Genomic DNA, 18,737 nt, shown 5'->3' on the forward strand with positions numbered 1-18,737 from the left:
AGTTAGATGGCAAAGAATTTAGTAATAGTAGAGTCGCCTGCAAAGGCAAAAACAATAGAAAAGTTCTTAGGGAAAGATTACAAAGTGGCTTCTAGTTTTGGGCACATTGCCGATTTGCCTGCCAAAGAGCTTGGTGTAGATGTGGAAAAAGACTTTAAGCCTAAATATATTGTTGATAAAGACAAAAAAGCAGTTGTAAAAAAGCTTAAGGACCTTGCAAAAGAAGCCGATACGGTTTGGTTGGCAAGTGATGAAGATAGAGAAGGAGAGGCGATTGCCTGGCATTTAGCAGAAACCTTAAAATTAGATCCGAACAAAACCAAGCGAATTGTTTTTAACTCTATTACTAAAAATGCCATACAGAAAGCTATAGAAAACCCTAGAGGCATAGATTATAATTTGGTTAATGCCCAACAAGCCAGAAGGGTTTTAGACAGGTTGGTGGGGTACGAGCTGTCTCCGGTACTTTGGAGAAAAATTAAAACCGGTTTGTCTGCCGGTAGAGTTCAATCGGTTGCCGTACGATTAATTGTAGAAAGAGAACGCGAAATTCAAGAATTTGTACCGGAAGCTTCGTATAGAGTTGTTGCAGAATTTAGTACAGAGAACGGTAAATCGTTTAAAGCAAAACTTAATAAAACATTTGCTTCTAAAGAGGAAGCTAAAGCGTTTTTAGAGCAAAACATATCAGCTGTTTTTTCTGTTGAAGCGTTAGACACAAAACCTGCAAAAAAATCACCTGCAGCACCTTTTACTACATCAACATTACAACAAGAAGCATCCAGAAAATTATATTTTTCGGTAAGCAAAACCATGTCGTTAGCCCAGCGCTTGTATGAAGCCGGATTAATAACATACATGCGTACCGATAGCGTAAACCTATCGCAAGAAGCAATTAATGCTGCTAAAACCGAAATAGAAAAAGAGTTTGGTAAAGAATACAGCAAGCCTCGAAATTTTGCAACTAAAAATAAAAGTGCTCAAGAAGCACACGAAGCCATCAGGCCAACAGATATTTCTAAACATAGTATTGCAGCAGATAGAGACCAGGCAAGACTTTACGAGTTAATCTGGAAACGTACCATTGCATCGCAAATGACCGATGCTAAATTAGAGCGTACGCAAGTAACTATTGGGGCAAACACGCACAACCAGAAGTTTACGGCCAATGGCGAAGTTTTAAAGTTTGACGGGTTTTTAAAGGTTTATATAGAAGGAACCGATGAAGAAACAGAAGAAGAAGAAGGAATGCTTCCGGCTTTATCTGTAGGAGAACAGGTTGTTAAAAATTACATTACAGCAACAGAACGTTTTACCAGACCACCTTACAGGTACACAGAAGCCTCTTTAGTTAAAAAGTTAGAAGAGTTAGGTATTGGCCGTCCATCAACCTATGCGCCAACAATATCTACTATTCAAAATAGAGGGTATGTACAACGAGGAACAGTAGAAGGAACCGAAAGAGAATACACTCAACTTATACTAACTAACAGTGATGTAAAACAAAAAACGCTTACAGAGACAGTTGGCTCAGATAAAGGTAAACTGGTTCCTACCGATATAGGTATGATTGTAAATGATTTCTTAGTGAATCATTTTTCAAATATTTTAGACTATAATTTTACAGCTAAAGTAGAGCAGAGTTTTGATGATATTGCTTCGGGTGATCAAGATTGGACAGAAATGATGAAGCAGTTTTATAATGATTTTCATCCGCAAGTTCAAGACGTTCAAGAAAATGCCGAAAGAGAATCCGGAGAGCGTATATTAGGAACAGACCCGGAAACAGGAAGACAAGTAAGTGTTCGTTTAGGAAGGTTTGGCCCTATGGTACAATTAGGTACAGCCGAAGATGAGGAAAAGCCTGTTTTTGCCAGCCTTCTACCAAATCAATCCATAGACACACTAACTTTTGAGGAGGCTTTAGATTTATTTAAACTACCAAGAATTTTAGGAGAATACGAAGGGCAAGAAGTTGCCGTAAATGTTGGTAGATATGGCCCATACGTAAGGTTTGGCAAACAATTTATTTCGCTGGCTAAGGGAGAGGGCGTTTTTGATGTTACCTTAGAAAGGGCTATAGAACTTATAAAGCAAAAACAAAAAGCCGATGCGCCTATAGCCAATTATAAAGGTAAAGAAGTAACCAAAGGAAAAGGTAGGTTCGGGCCCTTTATAAAATGGGACGGCATGTTTATTAATGTTGGAAAAAAGTATGACTTTGATAACCTTTCTGAAGACGATATAAAAGAACTGATAGAAGATAAATTAAAAAAAGAAGCCGAAAAACTTATTAAAGAGTGGCCCGAAGAAGGCATTGTTATAGAAAAGGCAAGATGGGGCAGATCTGTTATAAAAAAAGGAAGAAGTAAGGTAGAACTTAACAAAGATGTAGATGCCTCTAAACTAACTTTAGATGAGGTAAAAGCACTTTTAGAAAACAAAAAATCTAACACCAAAAGCAAAAAGAAATAATGGGTTTTGAGTTTTTATCGCCAGTAGAAGATGTAGTTTTAGCACACACGGCGCTTCTGCCAAAACAATCTATAGGCAAATCCATTAGTAAACATACTCAAAACAGTTTTCCCGATTTAGAGCAAGTTAACATAGCTTTAATTGGTATTCCGGAGATTAGAGGCTCATACCAAAAAGAACATGAGCCGTTAAATTTGGCTCAAGTTAGACTAGAATTTTACAAACTTTTTTTAGGTAATTGGGATGCCTCTATTGCAGATTTAGGAAATCTTATTCCCGGAGCTACAGTAGAAGACACTTATTTTGCGGTTAAAGAGTTAGTAGCATCTTTAGTAAAACAAAAAGTTGTGCCTCTTTTAATAGGAGGCGGTCAAGATATTACCTATGCTGCTTATCGTGCGTTCGATACGCTTGAGCAAATGGTTAATTTGGTAGCAGTAGATTACAAGTTTGATTTTGGTGAAGCCGATGAGCTCATATCGTCTAACTCTTATATGAGTAAAATTATAACCAACCCCCCAAACAACTTATTTAATTTTAGCAACCTTGGTTACCAAACCTACTATAATGCACAAGAAGAAATAGACCTCATGGAGCGTTTATTTTTTGAGGCGTACAGGTTAGGAGAACTCATAGACGATATTACCCTGGCAGAACCCGTTTTACGCGATGCAGATATTGTTAGTATAGATATCAGATCGGTTAAAGGGGCAGACCTGGGCAACCCTCTTCAATCACAGCCTAACGGTTTTGATAGCAGAGAAATTTGTGCAATTGCCAGGTACGCCGGTATAAGCGATAAAGTTTCTGTTTTTGGAATTTTCGAGTTGTTAAATGCTTTACCTACATCGCAATTAACAGCTCAAATACTTTGGTATTTTATAGAAGGATATAACTTTAGAGCTAATGAATACCCTTTTGCTACAAAAGAAAATCTCACAAAATATATTGTTCCGGTAGAAGAAGAAGAACTACATTTTTACAAGAGCAATAAAACAGAACGTTGGTGGATAGAAATACCATCAATGCTTACTTCACATAATAAAATAAATTCCCTTGCGTTATTACCTTGCAGCCATAAGGATTATTTGGATGCGTGCAACCAAATTATTCCTAACAGATGGTGGAAAGCTTATAAAAAAAGCTTGAACTAAAAGTTCATTAAAATAAATAACACAATTTTTTAAAAAATTAAAGCTGCCCTACACAATAATTTGTGCTAAATGTAGTTTTTCACAAACACAAATTATGATAGTAAGCTTTAAAGCTATAACCTAAATTTAACCTAACGTATGAGAAAGCTGTTGTTTTCATCTGTAGCCCTCGTAATACTTTTAACAAGCTGTGGTTCTAAAGACAAAGGAGAACTTGTTGGTGTAAGAGGAAAAAAATGGTTCCCCGAAAAACCTTATGGTATGACTTTAATACCCGGAGGTGCATTTATTATGGGGAAATCAGAACAAGATATGGCCCAAGTGCTAAATGCCCCCACAAAAACAGTTACGGTACGATCGTTTTATATGGACGAGACAGAAATCACAAATAGTGAGTACCGTCAATTTGTAGAGTGGGTAAAAGATTCTGTAGTTAGAACACGCCTGGCAATTTTAGCCGATGAGCTTGGAATGACTCCAGACGATGGCGGTATTGGTGAATTTGCATTTAAAGATGCAGATACAGCAAACCTTTCTGTTTACGAAAAGTATATGTTAGAAAACTACACCGGATTTGGCGAAACCGGTTATGAGGGGAGAGCTTTAAATAAAGATGTAGATTTAATTTGGGACACTAGAGATTACCCGGATGAATATTACGCAGAGGTAATGGACTCTATGTACATACCATTAGAAGAATCATATAATGGGCAACGTACCATAGATGTAGATAAATTAATTTTTAAATACACCTGGATGGATATTCAGGCAGCAGCCAGAGCAAAAAAAGGAAAAAGAAGAGACTTCATTAAAACTGAAGAAATAAAAATTTATCCGGACACTACCGTTTGGATAAAAGATTTTGCATACTCATACAATGAGCCTATGCATAATGATTATTTCTGGCATGATGCTTATAGTGATTATCCTGTTGTAGGAGTATCTTGGAAACAAGCTAAAGCATTTTGTGCTTGGAGAACCAAGTATAAAAATGACTATCAAAGAAGCAGAGGTAAACAACACGTTAACCAATTTAGATTGCCAACAGAGGCAGAATGGGAATATGCTGCGCGTGGTGGTATCGAGTCTGGAACATACCCATGGGGTGGTCCGTATGTGTTAAGCGATAGAGGATGCTTCTTGGCAAACTTTAAACCACAACGTGGTGATTATGCTGCAGACCAAGCACTCTACACAGTAGAAGCAAAATCATACGAGCCTAACGATTATAACTTGTACAATATGGCAGGAAACGTATCTGAGTGGACAAACTCTTCATACGATCCGGGATCATACGAATACGTATCAACAATGAACCCTAATGCTAATGACGATAATAACAAGCGTAAGGTTATTAGAGGAGGTTCGTGGAAAGATGTTGCTTACTTCTTACAAGTAAGTACGAGAGATTATGAATATCAAGATTCAGCGAGAAGCTATATAGGATTTAGAACTGTACAAGATTATATGGGTACAGATGTTACACAAAACTAATTATTACATAAAAAACTTACTATTTACTTAACTTAAATTTATTATTATGGCACAATCAAAATCATCAAAGAAGCTATTTAACATGGCTTACGGACTGGGAGCTTCGATTGTAATTATTGGAGCGCTTTTTAAAATTCTTCACTGGGAGTGGGGACCACTAACCGGAGGTTTACTCCTTGCAATTGGTCTTATTACAGAAGCAGTAATTTTTGCTATTAGTGCTTTTGAACCGGTAGAAGATGATTTAGACTGGACAAAAGTTTACCCTGAATTAGCAGGAGGAGAAAGTAAAGGAAGAAAGAATGATGCTCAACAAGCTAAAGAAGCAGAAGGATTACTTTCTAAAAAATTAGACGAGTTACTTAAAGAAGCTAAAATAGATTCAGAGTTAATGGCAAGCTTAGGAAACAGCATTCGCAATTTTGAAGGTGCTGCCAAAAGCATTACCCCAACTGCCGAAGCCCTGACATCTACCAAAAAATATTCAGAAGAATTAGCATTAGCTGCTGCTCAAATGGAGTCGCTTAACAGCTTGTACAAAGTACAATTAGAAAGCGCAAGCCGTCAAGCAACCATTAACGAAGAAGTTGCAAATAATGCCGGTAAACTTAAAGAGCAAATGGAGTCTTTGGCTTCTAACCTATCTTCATTAAATGGAGTTTACGGTGGAATGTTATCTGCTATGAATGTGAAGTAATTTATTTAACTAAAACTTACCTTAACAAAAAACCTCACAAGATAATGGCAAGCGGAAAACTTTCACCACGTCAGAAAATGATTAACCTAATGTACCTGGTTTTCATTGCAATGCTGGCGTTAAATATGAGTAAAGAGGTGCTTACGGCTTTTGGTTTAATGAACGAGAAGTTAGAAGAGTCTAACAAAAAAACTACGGCTAATAACCAAGCGTTTTTTAAAGGCTTAGAAACCAAAGCATCAGAGCAACCTGAAAAATTTGGACCTCTATTTGAGGATGCCAAAAAGATAAAAGAACTATCGGCAGATTACTATGCTTATCTAGAAAATCTTAAAAATAAGATGACAGAAAAACTAGATGCCGATAAACGTACCGACTACGAAACCATGGATAAGTCTGATTATTTAGACAATATTTTCTTCCAAGGAGATAATTACTCCAAAGAAGGACAAGAATTCATGGATAGAATGACCCAGTATAGAGATCAAGTTGCTGCAATTTTAGGAGACGATTTTAAAGAAACTAAAGAGGCGGTACTCAACAGATTTAATACTGGAGAAGACGGTAAAGTTAAAAACAGAGATGGTAAAAAAATAGATTACTTAAACTACCATTTTGAAGGATTCCCGTTGGTAGCATCGCTTACTAAAATTACCCAAATGCAAGCAGATATTAAAGCAACCGAAGAAGATGCTTTATCTGCAATGCTACAAGGGCAGCTTACCAGCGAGATTTCTATGACCAACTATACTACCTTGTTACAACAACCTAAGTCTGCATATTATGCCGGCGAAACTTTTGACGGGGCTATAGTATTAGGTCGTACAGACGAAACCACAAAGCCAAACGAAGTACACCTTACTTTAGATGGTAGAAAACTAGAGCAAGGTAAAGACTTTGAGCTAGATGGTGGGCAGGTAAAACTTAAAGTAAATGCCGGTAGACCGGGCGATCATAAATTAGAAGGTAAATTAGTGTTCTTACAAGACGGAGAACCAATAGAAGTACCTGTATCGCAAACATTTGCTACAATTACAAAACCTAATGCTGCAGTAATTTCTGCAGATAAAATGAATGTAGTTTATAGAGGAGTTGCCAACCCAATGACAATTTCTATTCCTGGAGTTCCGGACAACAAAGTAAGTGCATCTGCTCCTGGTTTAAAAAGAGTTTCGGGGAGCAAGTTTGTAATGAACCCAGGAAAAGGTAGAACCGTAAATATCACAGCAAGTGGTACGTTACCAGATGGGCAAACCATTAAAACTACATCGCAATTCAGAATTAAAGATATACCAAGACCTTCAGGAACTATTCGTGGAGAATTTGGTGAGGTTAAAATGCCACGTTCTAACTTAGAGATATCTACAGTTGGTGCATTACTGGAAGATTTTGATTTTGACTTGAACCTTGCTATAAGCGGATTTAAGTTTAAAGTTCCCGGACAACCAACCGTACAAGTTAGAGGTAACAAATTAGATGCTCGTGCAAAAGCTGCACTAAAAAGAGCTAAGCGTGGTGATGCCGTTCAAATATTCGATATAGAAGCTTATATTACCAATAACAGAAGCTACAAGTTAAAGAAAGTGTCTCCTGTTGTTATAGAGCTTACAAACTAAAACATAGATAAAGTTACTTGTGTTATGAATTGGAAAAACAAAATACTAACCGGTCTAGCCTTAGTGGTAACCCTTAGTGGGTTTTCGCAGGCCAATATCTTAAATGCTAAAAGACCAGAAGAAATTGGAGTTAAAACAGAGGCTCAAAAAATAGCTGATAATGATGCTCCGCTTCCGTATGGCTATGTAGACGACAGAGATATTTTATGGGCTAAGACTGTTTGGGAAAAAATAGATTTAGACGAACGCGTTAACTTTCCGTTTTATTATCCAATAGATACTGTAGATATTGGAGCTAACAGACGCTCATTATTTGATGTGCTGATGAAAAACATCAAAAACGGTAAAATAAAAGACATCTATGCAGATTCTTACTTTACCGAGAAAAGAAAGTTAAGCGATCTTGAAGCTACTTTGGTTAGAGTAGATACTACAGACCTTGGTTATGAGCAGCTTAATGCAGGCGAGCAAGTTTCTCCGGAATATATAAACAGAAGAGAGCTTACTGCTGCAGATATAGAAGCTTGGCACATTAAAGGAATCTGGTATTTTGACAAGCGTCAAGGTGAGTTAAAATACAGACTCTTAGGTTTGGCACCGGTGGCTCCAGACGTTAACTTTATAGACAGTGAGCAGTCTGATATGGTTGAGCTTTTTTGGATATGGTTTCCGGGAGTTCGAGACATTTTGCACGAAGCCAAAGTGTTTAACCCCAGAAATACAGCCCAACCACTATCGTTTGACCATATGTTGAACTCCAGACGTTTCAATGCAGTAATCTACAAAGAAGATAATGTTCACGGAGATCGTGCCATAAAAGATTACATTACAGATAACGCCTTGTTCCAATTGTTAGAAGCTCAAAAAATAAAAGAGCGTATTCGAAACAGAGAGCAAGATATGTGGAGCTATTAACCCAACTGGTTTAGTTAGATTTCCAATTCAAAATAATAATTTAAAAAACGCCCAAGCTGGGCGTTTTTTTATTTTTGTGCTATGAAAGTAAACACAATTGTTGTGGGATTTGGGTTGGCCGGTATGGCCATAACGCATAAATTATTGGCAGCAGGTAAAACAGTTTTGGTTTTTGATGAGGATAGTGAACGAGGGTCATCGGTTGTTGCCGGAGGGTTGTATAATCCTGTCATTTTAAAACGATTTACGTTAGCTTGGAAAGCAACAGAGCAATTACATGAAGCATTACCCTTTTACAGAGAAATAGAGAATAAATTCAAAAAAAACTATATTCAACCATTAGGGGTATGTAGAAAATTTGCATCGATAGAAGAACAGAATATGTGGTTTGAAGCAGCCGATAAGCCTTCTATACAACCTTATTTAAATACAACATTGGTTAAAAACAATAACCCTTATATTAATGCACCTCTTGGCTTTGGCAGTCTGTTTAATACAGGAAGATTAAAAACTTTAGAGTTACTATCAGACTACAAAGAGTATTTAACAGAGATAGGAGCTTTTAAAAAAGAAGCTTTTAACTATGCTAAACTTAAGATAACATCTAATACTGTTTTGTATGATGAGGTTAAAGCCGATTCTATTGTTTTTTCTGAAGGCTTTGGGCTGAAAAAAAATCCTTTTTTTAAACAACTGCCATTAATGGGTACTAAAGGAGAGCTTTTAACTATTAAAGCACCCGATCTTAACTTAGATTTTGTATTAAAATCTACGGTGTTTTTAATACCACTTGGTGATGGTTTATATAAAGTTGGGGCAACGTACAATTGGGATGATAAAACTACCAAGCCAACAATACAAGCAAGGGAGTTTTTAGAAAATAATCTTAAAAAACTAATTACGTGTAATTACCAAATTGTTAATCAAGAAGCAGGAATAAGACCTACTGTAAAAGATAGAAGACCATTAATTGGCCAACATAAAAACTATAAAAATATGTATGTTTTAAACGGGCTTGGTACGCGTGGTGTAATGTTGGCTCCTTACACAGCTTCTATTTTATTTAATTGTATAACAGCACAAAAACCAATACCTAAAGAAGTAAATATAACCCGTTTTGTTACATAGCTTTTTTTAGAGAATCTTTTTTATGCGGCTCGTACTTTATAAAAAAGTTAATCCAAATATTTCTGCTTAATCGCATTATAACCGGCATAAAAGCTATTAGCGTTCCCACAATAGCAAAAAAAGAAGTTTTAAGAGTAGCGCCAATAAAAACATACGATATTATAAAAGCAGCTACTGCAAAGGCAACTCCAACAGCATAGCTAACATACATTGCGCCATAAAAAAATGAAGGTTCAAAATTGTATTTAAGTCCACAATTAGAGCACTGCTCATTCATTTTTAAGGTGTTAGAAGGAGCATATAAATTTTTACTGGTGTACATATGCTCTTGGTGGCAACGAGGGCAAGTTCCTGTTAAAATGCTGTAAATTTTGGTTCCTTTTTTTAACATTTGCATTTAGTTTGTACAAATATACTACAAACCATACAGTAACTTTGTAACTCAAGTAACATTTATGTTAAGTGTAAATAATGTATCGGTAGTATTTGGAGGTGAGACCCTTTTTGAAGATTTTTCATTTAGATTAAACCCGGGAGATAAGGTTGGATTAATAGGTAAAAACGGTGCAGGAAAATCTACTTTACTAAAAATATTAGCCGGAGAACAACAACCAGATTCGGGAGAAGTCTCTACAGATAAAGAGGTGTCAGTAGGTTTTTTAAAGCAAGATATAGATTTTAGCTACGGAAAGACCGTATTAGAAGAAACATACCGAGCATTTTCTAACATAAAAAAAATTGAGCAAGAAATAGAGGCTATAAACAACCAATTAGCTAACCGAACAGATTACGAAACAGAAAACTATAATAATCTCATTATAAAACTCAATGAGCTTAATCATCAATACGAGGTATTAGGAGGTTATAATTATGTAGGTGAAACCGAAAAAGTTTTACAAGGACTCGGGTTTTCTCGTGATGATTTTAATAAACTAACCGATACTTTTTCTGGTGGTTGGAGAATGCGCATAGAGCTTGCCAAGTTGCTATTGCAAGACAATCAAGTGTTGTTGTTAGATGAACCTACAAACCATTTAGATATAGATTCTATAATTTGGTTAGAGCAATTTTTAAAAGCTTACACAGGCGCAGTAGTTATAGTTTCTCACGATAAGAGGTTTTTAGATACTGTAACCAACAGAACCATAGAGATATCTTTAGGGAAACTATATGATTTTAATAAGCCTTATTCTAAATACATTACTATTAGGGAAGAGATGCGTGAACAGCAACGTAACGCACAAAAAAATCAGCAAAAACAAATACAGCAAACAGAGAGATTAATAGAGCGCTTTAGAGCCAAGGCATCTAAAGCTACAATGGCGCAATCATTAATAAAAAAGCTCGAAAAAATTGATAGGATTGAAGTAGATGATGAAGATGCTGCCGTAATGAATTTACAATTTCCGGTAGCCGTACAGCCCGGAAAAGTTGTTATTGAAGCAAAAAACGTAAGTAAAAGCTATAGTAGTAAGCAGGTGCTTAAAAACATTAACTTGCTTATAGAAAGAGGTAGTAAAACAGCATTTGTTGGACAAAACGGACAAGGGAAAACAACTTTAGCTAAAATTATTGTTGGAGAAATAGATTTTGAAGGTGAATTAAAATTAGGGCATAATGTTAAAATAGGATATTTTGCTCAAAACCAAGCCGAATATTTAGATGGTAACAAAACCTTGCTCGAAATAATGGAAGAAGCTGCTAACGACTCTAACAGGGCAAAAGTTAGAGATATGTTAGGAAGTTTTTTGTTTAGCGGAGACGATGTAACTAAAAAAGTAAAAGTGCTTTCGGGAGGAGAACGTAATAGGTTGGCACTGTGCAAAATGCTATTAGAGCCTTTTAATGTTTTAGTAATGGATGAGCCTACAAACCATTTAGATATAAAGTCTAAACAAGTGCTTAAACAGGCTTTGCAAAACTTTGAAGGAACTTTACTTGTGGTGTCTCACGATCGTGATTTTTTGCAAGGACTAACCAATAAAGTGTACGAGTTTAAAAATAAAGGTATTAAAGAATATTTAGGCGATGTAAATTATTACCTTGAAACCAGAAATGTTGAGAGTTTTAGAGAGATAGAAAAACAAATACAACCAAAAGAACAAGCCAGTACAAAACAAGTTGCAAGTGGTAAATTATCTTATGAAGCTCAACGAGAAAAAAAGGCTATAAAAAATAAAATCAACAAAACAGAAAATAAAATAGCCCATTTAGAAACAGTTATTGCAGAGTTAGATGCAAAATTAGCGGCCAATTATGATGAGGTTTCTGCCAATCCGGATTTTTTTAAATCGTATGAACTCAAAAAACAAGAGTTAGAGAATTTAATGTTAGAGTGGGAGCAATTACAAGAGCAGTTAGAAAGTATTTAATTTTATGTTACTACATGAATACATTTGCCCATATTGTTGGCAAATAAATACCATAAATATAGATACATCTGTAAACAACCAGACGTTTATAGAAGATTGCCAAGTATGTTGTAACCCAATAGAATTTAGCTTTACGCTACATAAAAACGAGCTTAAAACAGCCTATGTAAAAAAAGCGCAATAACTACTACTCGTTAATTAAATATTCTAATTTTTTAATATCTAAGAGCTTAATTTTTTTGCCTTCAAAAGCAATTAACCCTTCTTTCTTAAAACTAGAGAGTAGCCTGATGGCAGATTCGGTTGCGGTACCAACCATATTAGCCATTTCTTCTCTAGAGAGTTGTATGTTTAACACGCCATCATCATTAATCCCAAAGGTATCGTATAAATAAAGTAGTGCTTCTGCTAAACGTTGCTTTACATTGTGTTGTGCCATATTTACAACGGCATCGTTAGCTTCTTTTAAATCGTCACAAACATCTTTTATCATCTCTTTAGAAAACCTAACATTTTTAGCTAAAGCATTTACAATCTCTGCTTTAGGAATAAAACAAACCTCCATATCGTTTACGGCAGTAGCAGTTAGGTTAACGGCTTCGTTACTTAAAACACTACGTTGCCCAAGTAAATCGCCTCGAGAGATAAATTTTAAAATTTGCTCTTTTCCGTTAGGACTTAATTTTGTGAGTTTGCAGGCACCTTGTTTTATACAATAGACACCGTGTAAATATTCTCCTTCTTTAAAAATAACAGTTCCTTTTTTTACTGTTTGTGAAGTTTTGCATTCAGACATCGCAACCAGTTCGTCTTTAGTTAATGCTTTTAAAGAACTTAACTGCCTGACAATGCACTGTTCACATTTGCTCATGGTAAAATAATTTGCTCTGCCTAAAATACAAAACGTATGATAAATATCATATTTTTTTAAACTAAGTATTATAACCTTTGCTGCAGGTAATTGAGCAAATATGAATTCTACTTGTTTTCACTGTGGTAATCTCTGTGAAGCCGAAGCATTGGTATATGATAGTAAAGACTTTTGCTGTAATGGCTGTAAAACGGTTTACCAGATTTTATCTGAACACGATTTAACCTCGTATTATGATTTAGAAAAAAGCCCAGGGGCAAGACCCAAATTAAGTGAGGGTAAATTTGATTTTTTAGACAACCAAAAAGTAGTAGAGCAGCTTTTGGAGTTTAATGATGCCGATGTTCAGATTATTAATTTATACATTCCGCACATTCACTGTAGCTCGTGTATTTGGGTTTTAGAAAACTTAAATAAAATAAGTAAAGCCATAACAAGTGCTCAAGTAAATTTCCCTAAAAAAACAGTCAGAATTTGTTATAGCCCTTCTAAAATAACATTAAAAGAGGTTGTTATTTTATTAGCCAATATTGGTTATGAACCCTATATAAGTTTAGAAGATTATACTAAGCCTAAAAGAAAGCAAAACTCAAGCATGTTGTACAAATTAGGCGTTGCCGGTTTTGCTTTTGGCAATGTCATGCTGTTGTCTTTTCCGGAGTATTTTGAGGTAAATGAGTATTGGTTAAACCAGTACAAGCCTTTTTTTAGGTGGATTATGTTTGCCATGTCTGTACCGGTTGTTTTTTATGCAGCACAAGATTATTTTATATCGGCTTATAAAGGATTACAATCTAAATTATTAAATATAGATGTTCCTATAGCGTTAGGGATATTGGTATTGTTTTTTAGAAGCGTTTTTGAAATTACTACAAACACCGGCCAAGGTTTTTTTGATAGTTTAACCGGACTTGTATTTTTCTTATTACTAGGGAAGTTTTTTCAGCAGAAAACATATAATTTCTTATCGTTTGAGCGAGATTATAAAAGTTATTTTCCTATCGGAGTTACTAAAATTAGCAGTGATGAATCAGAAACTAATATTCCGGTTTACGATATTAAAAAGGGCGATAGGCTTTTAATTAGAAACCAGGAGCTATTGCCGGTAGATGCTATTTTAATTTCTGAAAAAGCAAAAATAGATTACAGTTTTGTAACAGGCGAATCGCAACCGGTAACAAAACAAAGTGGCGACAAATTGTTTGCCGGAGGAAAGCAATGCGAAGGAGCCATAGAAGTAGAAGCCATAGCTACGGTATCGCAGAGTTACTTAACACAACTATGGAGCAATAAGACATTTTCTAAAGACAAAACGCAAGGTTTTAAAACACTTACAGATGCAGTTAGCAAATATTTTACAATTGCATTGTTGTTGATAGCTTTTGTAGCAACAACCTACTGGATTTTTACAGATTCCTCTAAGGCTATAGGCGTGTTAACGGCTATTTTAATAGTTGCGTGCCCATGCGCATTGGCATTATCTGCTCCGTTTACGTTAGGAAACATGCTACGAATATACGGTCAGAAAAAATTCTATTTAAAAAATGCCCAAGTTATAGAGCGTTTGGCGCAAATAAATACAGTAATATTTGATAAAACAGGAACAATAACAAAATCACAAGAAAGTGCAATAACCTACCACGGAGAGCCTTTAACTAAACAAGAAGAAGCGCTTTTGCGTTCCTCTTTACGAAACTCTAACCACCCGTTAAGCAGGCAATTGTATAGTTTGTTAAAAGAACATAACATTGTTAGCTTAAATCATTTTAATGAATATACCGGTAAAGGAATTGAAGCAGCCAAGGACGGAGCTTCTGTAAAAATAGGTTCAGAGCAGTTTGTTACCGGTAAAACCTCATCGCAAACAGCACTGCAAACGGCAGTACATATAAGTGCCAACAACAATTACAAAGGAAAATATACTTTTTATAATAAATACAGACCCGGAATAGCCAAGCTTTTCAAAGCATTAAAAAAACAGTATGATTTAGCAATACTCTCCGGAGATAATGAAAGCGAAAGAGAAAACCTAAAAAAAATACTGCCGACTAAAGCTAAAATTTTATTTAACCAAAAACCCGACGATAAGTTAAACTACATAGCATACCACCAAAAAGAAGGAGCTAATATAATGATGGTGGGAGATGGGTTAAATGATGCCGGTGCCTTGCAACAAAGCAATGTTGGAGTTGCTGTGAGTGAGAATGTAAACGTGTTTTCTCCGGCATGCGATGCTATTTTAGATGCTAATAAACTTACCTCTTTAGCTTCGTATTTATGGGCTTCTAAAAAGGCAGTACAGGTTATTAAAGCCAGCTTTGTGTTATCGTTTTTATACAACATAGTAGGGCTTTATTTTGCTGTTACGGGAAAATTATCACCTGTAATTGCTGCTATTTTAATGCCCTTAAGTTCTATTACAATAGTTGTTTTTACTACTGTGATGACCAATTTAATAGGAAGAAAATTAAAATAATTACAAAGCATGATAAATGTCATTTTTTACAGGACTGTGTCAAACTACATTTGTGTAAACATTCAATAGGTATGAGTGTCATCTACATGTTAATTACTATAAGTATTGTTGTAGCAGTTGGGTTCTTTATTGCTTTCGTATCGGCTGTAAAAAGTGGCCAGTACGAAGATAGCTATACCCCATCTGTTAGAATGCTTTTTGAAGATGAGTTAATAAACCAAACGGATTCAGAACAAACTAAAGACAAACAATCATAATTATGGAAGTGCAACAATTTTACTACGACAACAAAATTGTTAAAAAGTTTCTGTACGCCACATTACTTTGGGGTGTTGTAGGAATGCTTGTAGGCTTACTGTTAGCCTTTATGTTTTTGTACCCTAATTTAACCGATGGTATTCCGTGGTTAAGCTTTGGGCGCATTAGACCCTTACACACCAATGCAGTAATTTTTGCATTTGTGGGGAATGCCATTTTTGCCGGTGTATATTACTCATTACAGCGCTTGCTTAAAGCAAGAATGTATAGTGATTGGCTTAGTAATTTTAATTTTTGGGGGTGGCAAGCAATCATTGTAGCTGCAGCAATTACGTTACCTCTAGGATATACCACATCTAAAGAATACGCAGAGTTAGAGTGGCCTATAGACATTGCCATTGCTTTGGTATGGGTTGCTTTTGGGGTAAACATGATTGGTACTATCTTAAAAAGAAGACAGCGCCACTTGTATGTTGCCGTTTGGTTTTACATTGCCACTTTTGTAACAGTAGCTGTACTACACATATTTAACAGTTTAGAGCTTCCGGTTAGTGCTTTAAAAAGCTACTCTGTTTATGCCGGTGTGCAAGATGCATTAGTACAATGGTGGTACGGGCATAATGCGGTAGCATTCTTTTTAACCACACCGTTTTTAGGATTAATGTACTACTTTGTACCGAAGGCAGCCAATAGACCGGTGTATTCATACAGGTTGTCTATTGTTCACTTCTGGTCATTAATATTTATATATATATGGGCTGGTCCGCATCACTTATTATATACAGCATTGCCGGATTGGGCTCAAAATTTAGGTGTAGTATTTTCTGTTATGCTTATTGCTCCGTCTTGGGGAGGTATGATAAACGGATTATTAACACTAAGAGGAGCATGGGATAAAGTTAGAACCGATCCGGTTTTAAAATTCATGGTTGTAGCCATTACAGGATATGGTATGGCAACTTTTGAAGGCCCTATGCTATCATTAAAAAACGTAAATGCTATTGGGCACTTTACAGATTGGATTATTGCACACGTTCATGTGGGAGCGTTAGCTTGGAACGGGTTTTTAACATTTGGTATGTTGTATTACTTAGTGCCAAGAATGTTTAAAACCAAATTACACTCTGTATCCCTTGCTAATTTTCATTTTTGGATTGGTACGTTAGGTATTATTCTTTACGCACTACCAATGTATGTAGCGGGCTTTACACAAGCTTCTATGTGGAAGCAGTTTAACCCAGACGGGACACTTGTTTATGGTAACTTCTTAGAAACAGTTACGCAAATTGTACCAATGTACTGGATGCGTGCTATTGGAGGTACACTTTATGTAATAGGTGTTTTAGTGGGTGTTTACAATACCATTAAAACCATTAGAAGCGGTAGTAAAGTAACGGATGAGCTTGCCGAAGCGCCTGCATTAACAAGAGTAAGTAAAGGGCGTTTAGCCGGAGAAAAGTTTCATACTTGGTTAGAGCGTAAGCCGGTTCAGTTAACCATATTAGCAACCATAGCAATTTTAATAGGAGGTATAGTGCAAATAGTACCAACTATTTTGGTGAAATCTAATATACCAACTATTAGCAGTGTTAAACCATATACACCTTTAGAGTTAGAAGGTAGAGATTTATACATTAGAGAAGGTTGTGTGTCTTGTCACTCTCAAATGATTAGACCTTTTAGGAGCGAGGTAGAACGCTACGGAGAGTATTCTAAAGCAGGAGAGTTTGTATATGATCACCCCTTTTTGTGGGGAAGCAAACGTACAGGACCTGATTTAATGAGAGTTGGAGGTAAATATTCAGATAACTGGCATTTAAATCATATGTATGATCCGCAAAGTACATCACCGGGAAGTATAATGCCTGCTTACCAATGGTTAATACATAATGAGTTAGATAAGTCTGATATTGAGGCTAAAATGAGAGCCATGGTTAAACTTGGTGTTCCTTATACAGAAGAAGATATTGCAAATGCACGTGCTCATATAGAAGAGCAAGCAAAGCAAATAGAACAAAATCTTTACAACGATCCTGATTTTGCAAAAAATTACGAAGCGCAAAAGAAAGCTGCCCTAGAAAAAGGAGAAGCGTTTGTAGAGATGAAAGATAGAGAAATTGTAGCCCTAATAGCTTATTTACAGCGTTTAGGTACAGATATAAAAGTTAAAGATGAAACCGCATTAAAGTAGTAAGCTATGTTAAAATTTGTAAAAGATCATATGGCAACAATAGATGGCGTAGAAATCTACCCAATTATATCACTAAGTATATTCTTCCTGTTTTTTGTTGGTCTTTTTTGGTGGGTTTTAACAGCTAAAAAAGATTACATACAGCAGGTAAGTGAACTCCCATTAGATAACCAACAAAACAATTCTGAATCATGAAAAGTTTTTCATCATATTTACGAGTAGTAGCTATTGTTGCCATTGTATTTATGGCAGCAGAGTACTTTATAGATTCCGGGAATAAGCCAGCATTTATGGTGTATCCGGAGGTATTAATTTTCTTAGTACTCTTCACCATTACTTTGGCAGCAATAGAGATCATGGTAGGTGCTATGCAAGGGTTAGCAGATAAAATGATGACTCCCGAGCAAAAAGCAGCTTACGAAGCAAAAAAAGCCAAGCGTTTACAAAATGCTTGGTACAAAAAGCTGTATAAAAAACTTACCAAGTCTAAACCAATTGAAGAAGAAGGAGAAATTATTTTAGACCATAATTACGACGGTATTAAAGAACTTGATAATGCATTACCGCCATGGTGGTTGTATGGGTTTTATATAACCATAGTTTTTGCTGCTGTATATTTAGTTAGATACCATGTTCTTGGAGCAGACGATCAGGCAACAGAATACGAAAAAGAAGTAGCAAGAGCTAAAATAGAAATAGAAGAGTATAAACGCACAGCTAAAGATTTAGTAGATGTAAACACAGTAACGCTGCTAACAGAGGCTTCAGATTTGGCAAAAGGAAAAACTATCTTTAACACTAATTGTGTGGCTTGCCATCAAGCAGATGGAGGCGGAGGTATTGGTCCTAATTTAACAGATGAGTACTGGATTTTAGGCGGAGGAATTAAAAATGTATTTAAAACTATTTCTGAAGGAGGTAGAGACGGTAAAGGTATGGTTGCCTGGAAAACTATCTTAAAACCTTCAGAGATACAACAAGTAGCAAGTTATGTACTCTCTATGCAAGGCACAACACCTGCAAATCCTAAAGATCCCGAAGGAGATATTTGGGTTGATGAAGAGAGTAATTAATAAAAATAAGTAGCATT

At 35.8% G+C, this 18,737-nt stretch carries 16 protein-coding genes; 14 read left to right on the forward strand and 2 right to left on the reverse strand.

What is annotated here, in order from left to right:
* Window positions 1–6: 6 nt before the first annotated feature.
* From topA to ACZ5CF_RS04620, 7 genes are all read left to right on the forward strand, one after another.
* The gene (gene topA, locus ACZ5CF_RS04590) at window positions 7–2,475 is read left to right on the forward strand and encodes a type I DNA topoisomerase (RefSeq protein WP_464580668.1); all 2,469 of its coding nucleotides are present in this window, start codon (window positions 7–9) and stop codon (window positions 2,473–2,475) included.
* A complete protein-coding gene (locus tag ACZ5CF_RS04595; RefSeq protein ID WP_464580669.1) occupies window positions 2,475–3,629 on the forward strand; it encodes a formimidoylglutamase in 1,155 nt (384 codons plus the stop codon). Before topA ends, ACZ5CF_RS04595 begins: the two co-directional genes overlap by 1 nt.
* A 138-nt stretch (window positions 3,630–3,767) precedes the next feature.
* A complete protein-coding gene (gene porK, locus ACZ5CF_RS04600; RefSeq protein ID WP_464580670.1) occupies window positions 3,768–5,123 on the forward strand; it encodes a T9SS ring complex lipoprotein PorK/GldK in 1,356 nt (451 codons plus the stop codon).
* Between the two features lie 46 nt (window positions 5,124–5,169).
* Window positions 5,170–5,820 carry a type IX secretion system motor protein PorL/GldL gene (gene porL, locus ACZ5CF_RS04605; RefSeq protein WP_464580671.1) on the forward strand — a complete coding sequence of 217 codons (651 nt, stop codon included), beginning with the start codon at window positions 5,170–5,172 and terminating at the stop codon, window positions 5,818–5,820.
* 44 nt (window positions 5,821–5,864) lie between these two features.
* A complete protein-coding gene (gene porM / locus ACZ5CF_RS04610; RefSeq protein WP_464580672.1) occupies window positions 5,865–7,436 on the forward strand; it encodes a type IX secretion system motor protein PorM/GldM in 1,572 nt (523 codons plus the stop codon).
* Window positions 7,437–7,460: 24 nt separating this feature from the next.
* Window positions 7,461–8,351 (forward strand): type IX secretion system ring subunit PorN/GldN, encoded by an 891-nt coding sequence (gene porN, locus ACZ5CF_RS04615; protein WP_464580673.1) that lies wholly within the window; start codon window positions 7,461–7,463, stop codon window positions 8,349–8,351.
* An 81-nt stretch (window positions 8,352–8,432) separates the two neighbouring features.
* The gene (locus ACZ5CF_RS04620) at window positions 8,433–9,479 is read left to right on the forward strand and encodes an NAD(P)/FAD-dependent oxidoreductase (protein WP_464580674.1); all 1,047 of its coding nucleotides are present in this window, start codon (window positions 8,433–8,435) and stop codon (window positions 9,477–9,479) included.
* Here the strand turns inward: ACZ5CF_RS04620 and ACZ5CF_RS04625 are convergent.
* Window positions 9,472–9,870 carry a DUF983 domain-containing protein gene (locus tag ACZ5CF_RS04625; RefSeq protein ID WP_464580675.1) on the reverse strand — a complete coding sequence of 133 codons (399 nt, stop codon included), beginning with the start codon at window positions 9,868–9,870 and terminating at the stop codon, window positions 9,472–9,474. The genes ACZ5CF_RS04620 and ACZ5CF_RS04625 overlap by 8 nt on opposite strands.
* A gap of 64 nt (window positions 9,871–9,934) precedes the next feature.
* On the opposite strand from ACZ5CF_RS04625, the gene ACZ5CF_RS04630 reads away from it, so the two are divergent.
* Entirely contained in the window at window positions 9,935–11,851 is a 1,917-nt protein-coding gene (locus ACZ5CF_RS04630) for an ABC-F family ATP-binding cassette domain-containing protein (protein ID WP_464580676.1), read from the forward strand.
* Between the two features lie 4 nt (window positions 11,852–11,855).
* Complete coding sequence (locus ACZ5CF_RS04635) at window positions 11,856–12,035, forward strand: CPXCG motif-containing cysteine-rich protein (protein WP_464580677.1); 180 nt, start codon at window positions 11,856–11,858, stop codon at window positions 12,033–12,035.
* Between the two features lie 3 nt (window positions 12,036–12,038).
* Here ACZ5CF_RS04635 and ACZ5CF_RS04640 read toward each other — a convergent pair whose 3' ends face one another.
* Entirely contained in the window at window positions 12,039–12,722 is a 684-nt protein-coding gene (locus ACZ5CF_RS04640) for a Crp/Fnr family transcriptional regulator (protein WP_464580678.1), read from the reverse strand.
* A gap of 100 nt (window positions 12,723–12,822) precedes the next feature.
* Between ACZ5CF_RS04640 and ACZ5CF_RS04645 the strand changes: the two genes are divergently transcribed.
* From ACZ5CF_RS04645 to ACZ5CF_RS04665, 5 genes are all read left to right on the forward strand, one after another.
* Window positions 12,823–15,198 carry a heavy metal translocating P-type ATPase gene (locus ACZ5CF_RS04645; protein ID WP_464580679.1) on the forward strand — a complete coding sequence of 792 codons (2,376 nt, stop codon included), beginning with the start codon at window positions 12,823–12,825 and terminating at the stop codon, window positions 15,196–15,198.
* 71 nt (window positions 15,199–15,269) lie between these two features.
* A complete protein-coding gene (gene ccoS / locus ACZ5CF_RS04650) occupies window positions 15,270–15,455 on the forward strand; it encodes a cbb3-type cytochrome oxidase assembly protein CcoS (protein WP_464580680.1) in 186 nt (61 codons plus the stop codon).
* Between the two features lie 2 nt (window positions 15,456–15,457).
* The gene (gene ccoN / locus ACZ5CF_RS04655; protein WP_464580681.1) at window positions 15,458–17,647 is read left to right on the forward strand and encodes a cytochrome-c oxidase, cbb3-type subunit I; all 2,190 of its coding nucleotides are present in this window, start codon (window positions 15,458–15,460) and stop codon (window positions 17,645–17,647) included.
* A 6-nt stretch (window positions 17,648–17,653) separates the two neighbouring features.
* Window positions 17,654–17,842: a CcoQ/FixQ family Cbb3-type cytochrome c oxidase assembly chaperone gene (locus ACZ5CF_RS04660; protein WP_464580682.1), complete on the forward strand. Its 189-nt coding sequence runs from the start codon at window positions 17,654–17,656 to the stop codon at window positions 17,840–17,842.
* On the forward strand, window positions 17,839–18,720 hold the full coding sequence (locus ACZ5CF_RS04665; RefSeq protein WP_464580683.1) for a cbb3-type cytochrome c oxidase N-terminal domain-containing protein: 882 nt from the start codon (window positions 17,839–17,841) through the stop codon (window positions 18,718–18,720). The genes ACZ5CF_RS04660 and ACZ5CF_RS04665 overlap by 4 nt, the downstream gene beginning before the upstream one ends.
* The last annotated feature ends 17 nt before the right edge of the window (window positions 18,721–18,737 follow it).

Source organism: Lutaonella thermophila (genome assembly GCF_055387725.1).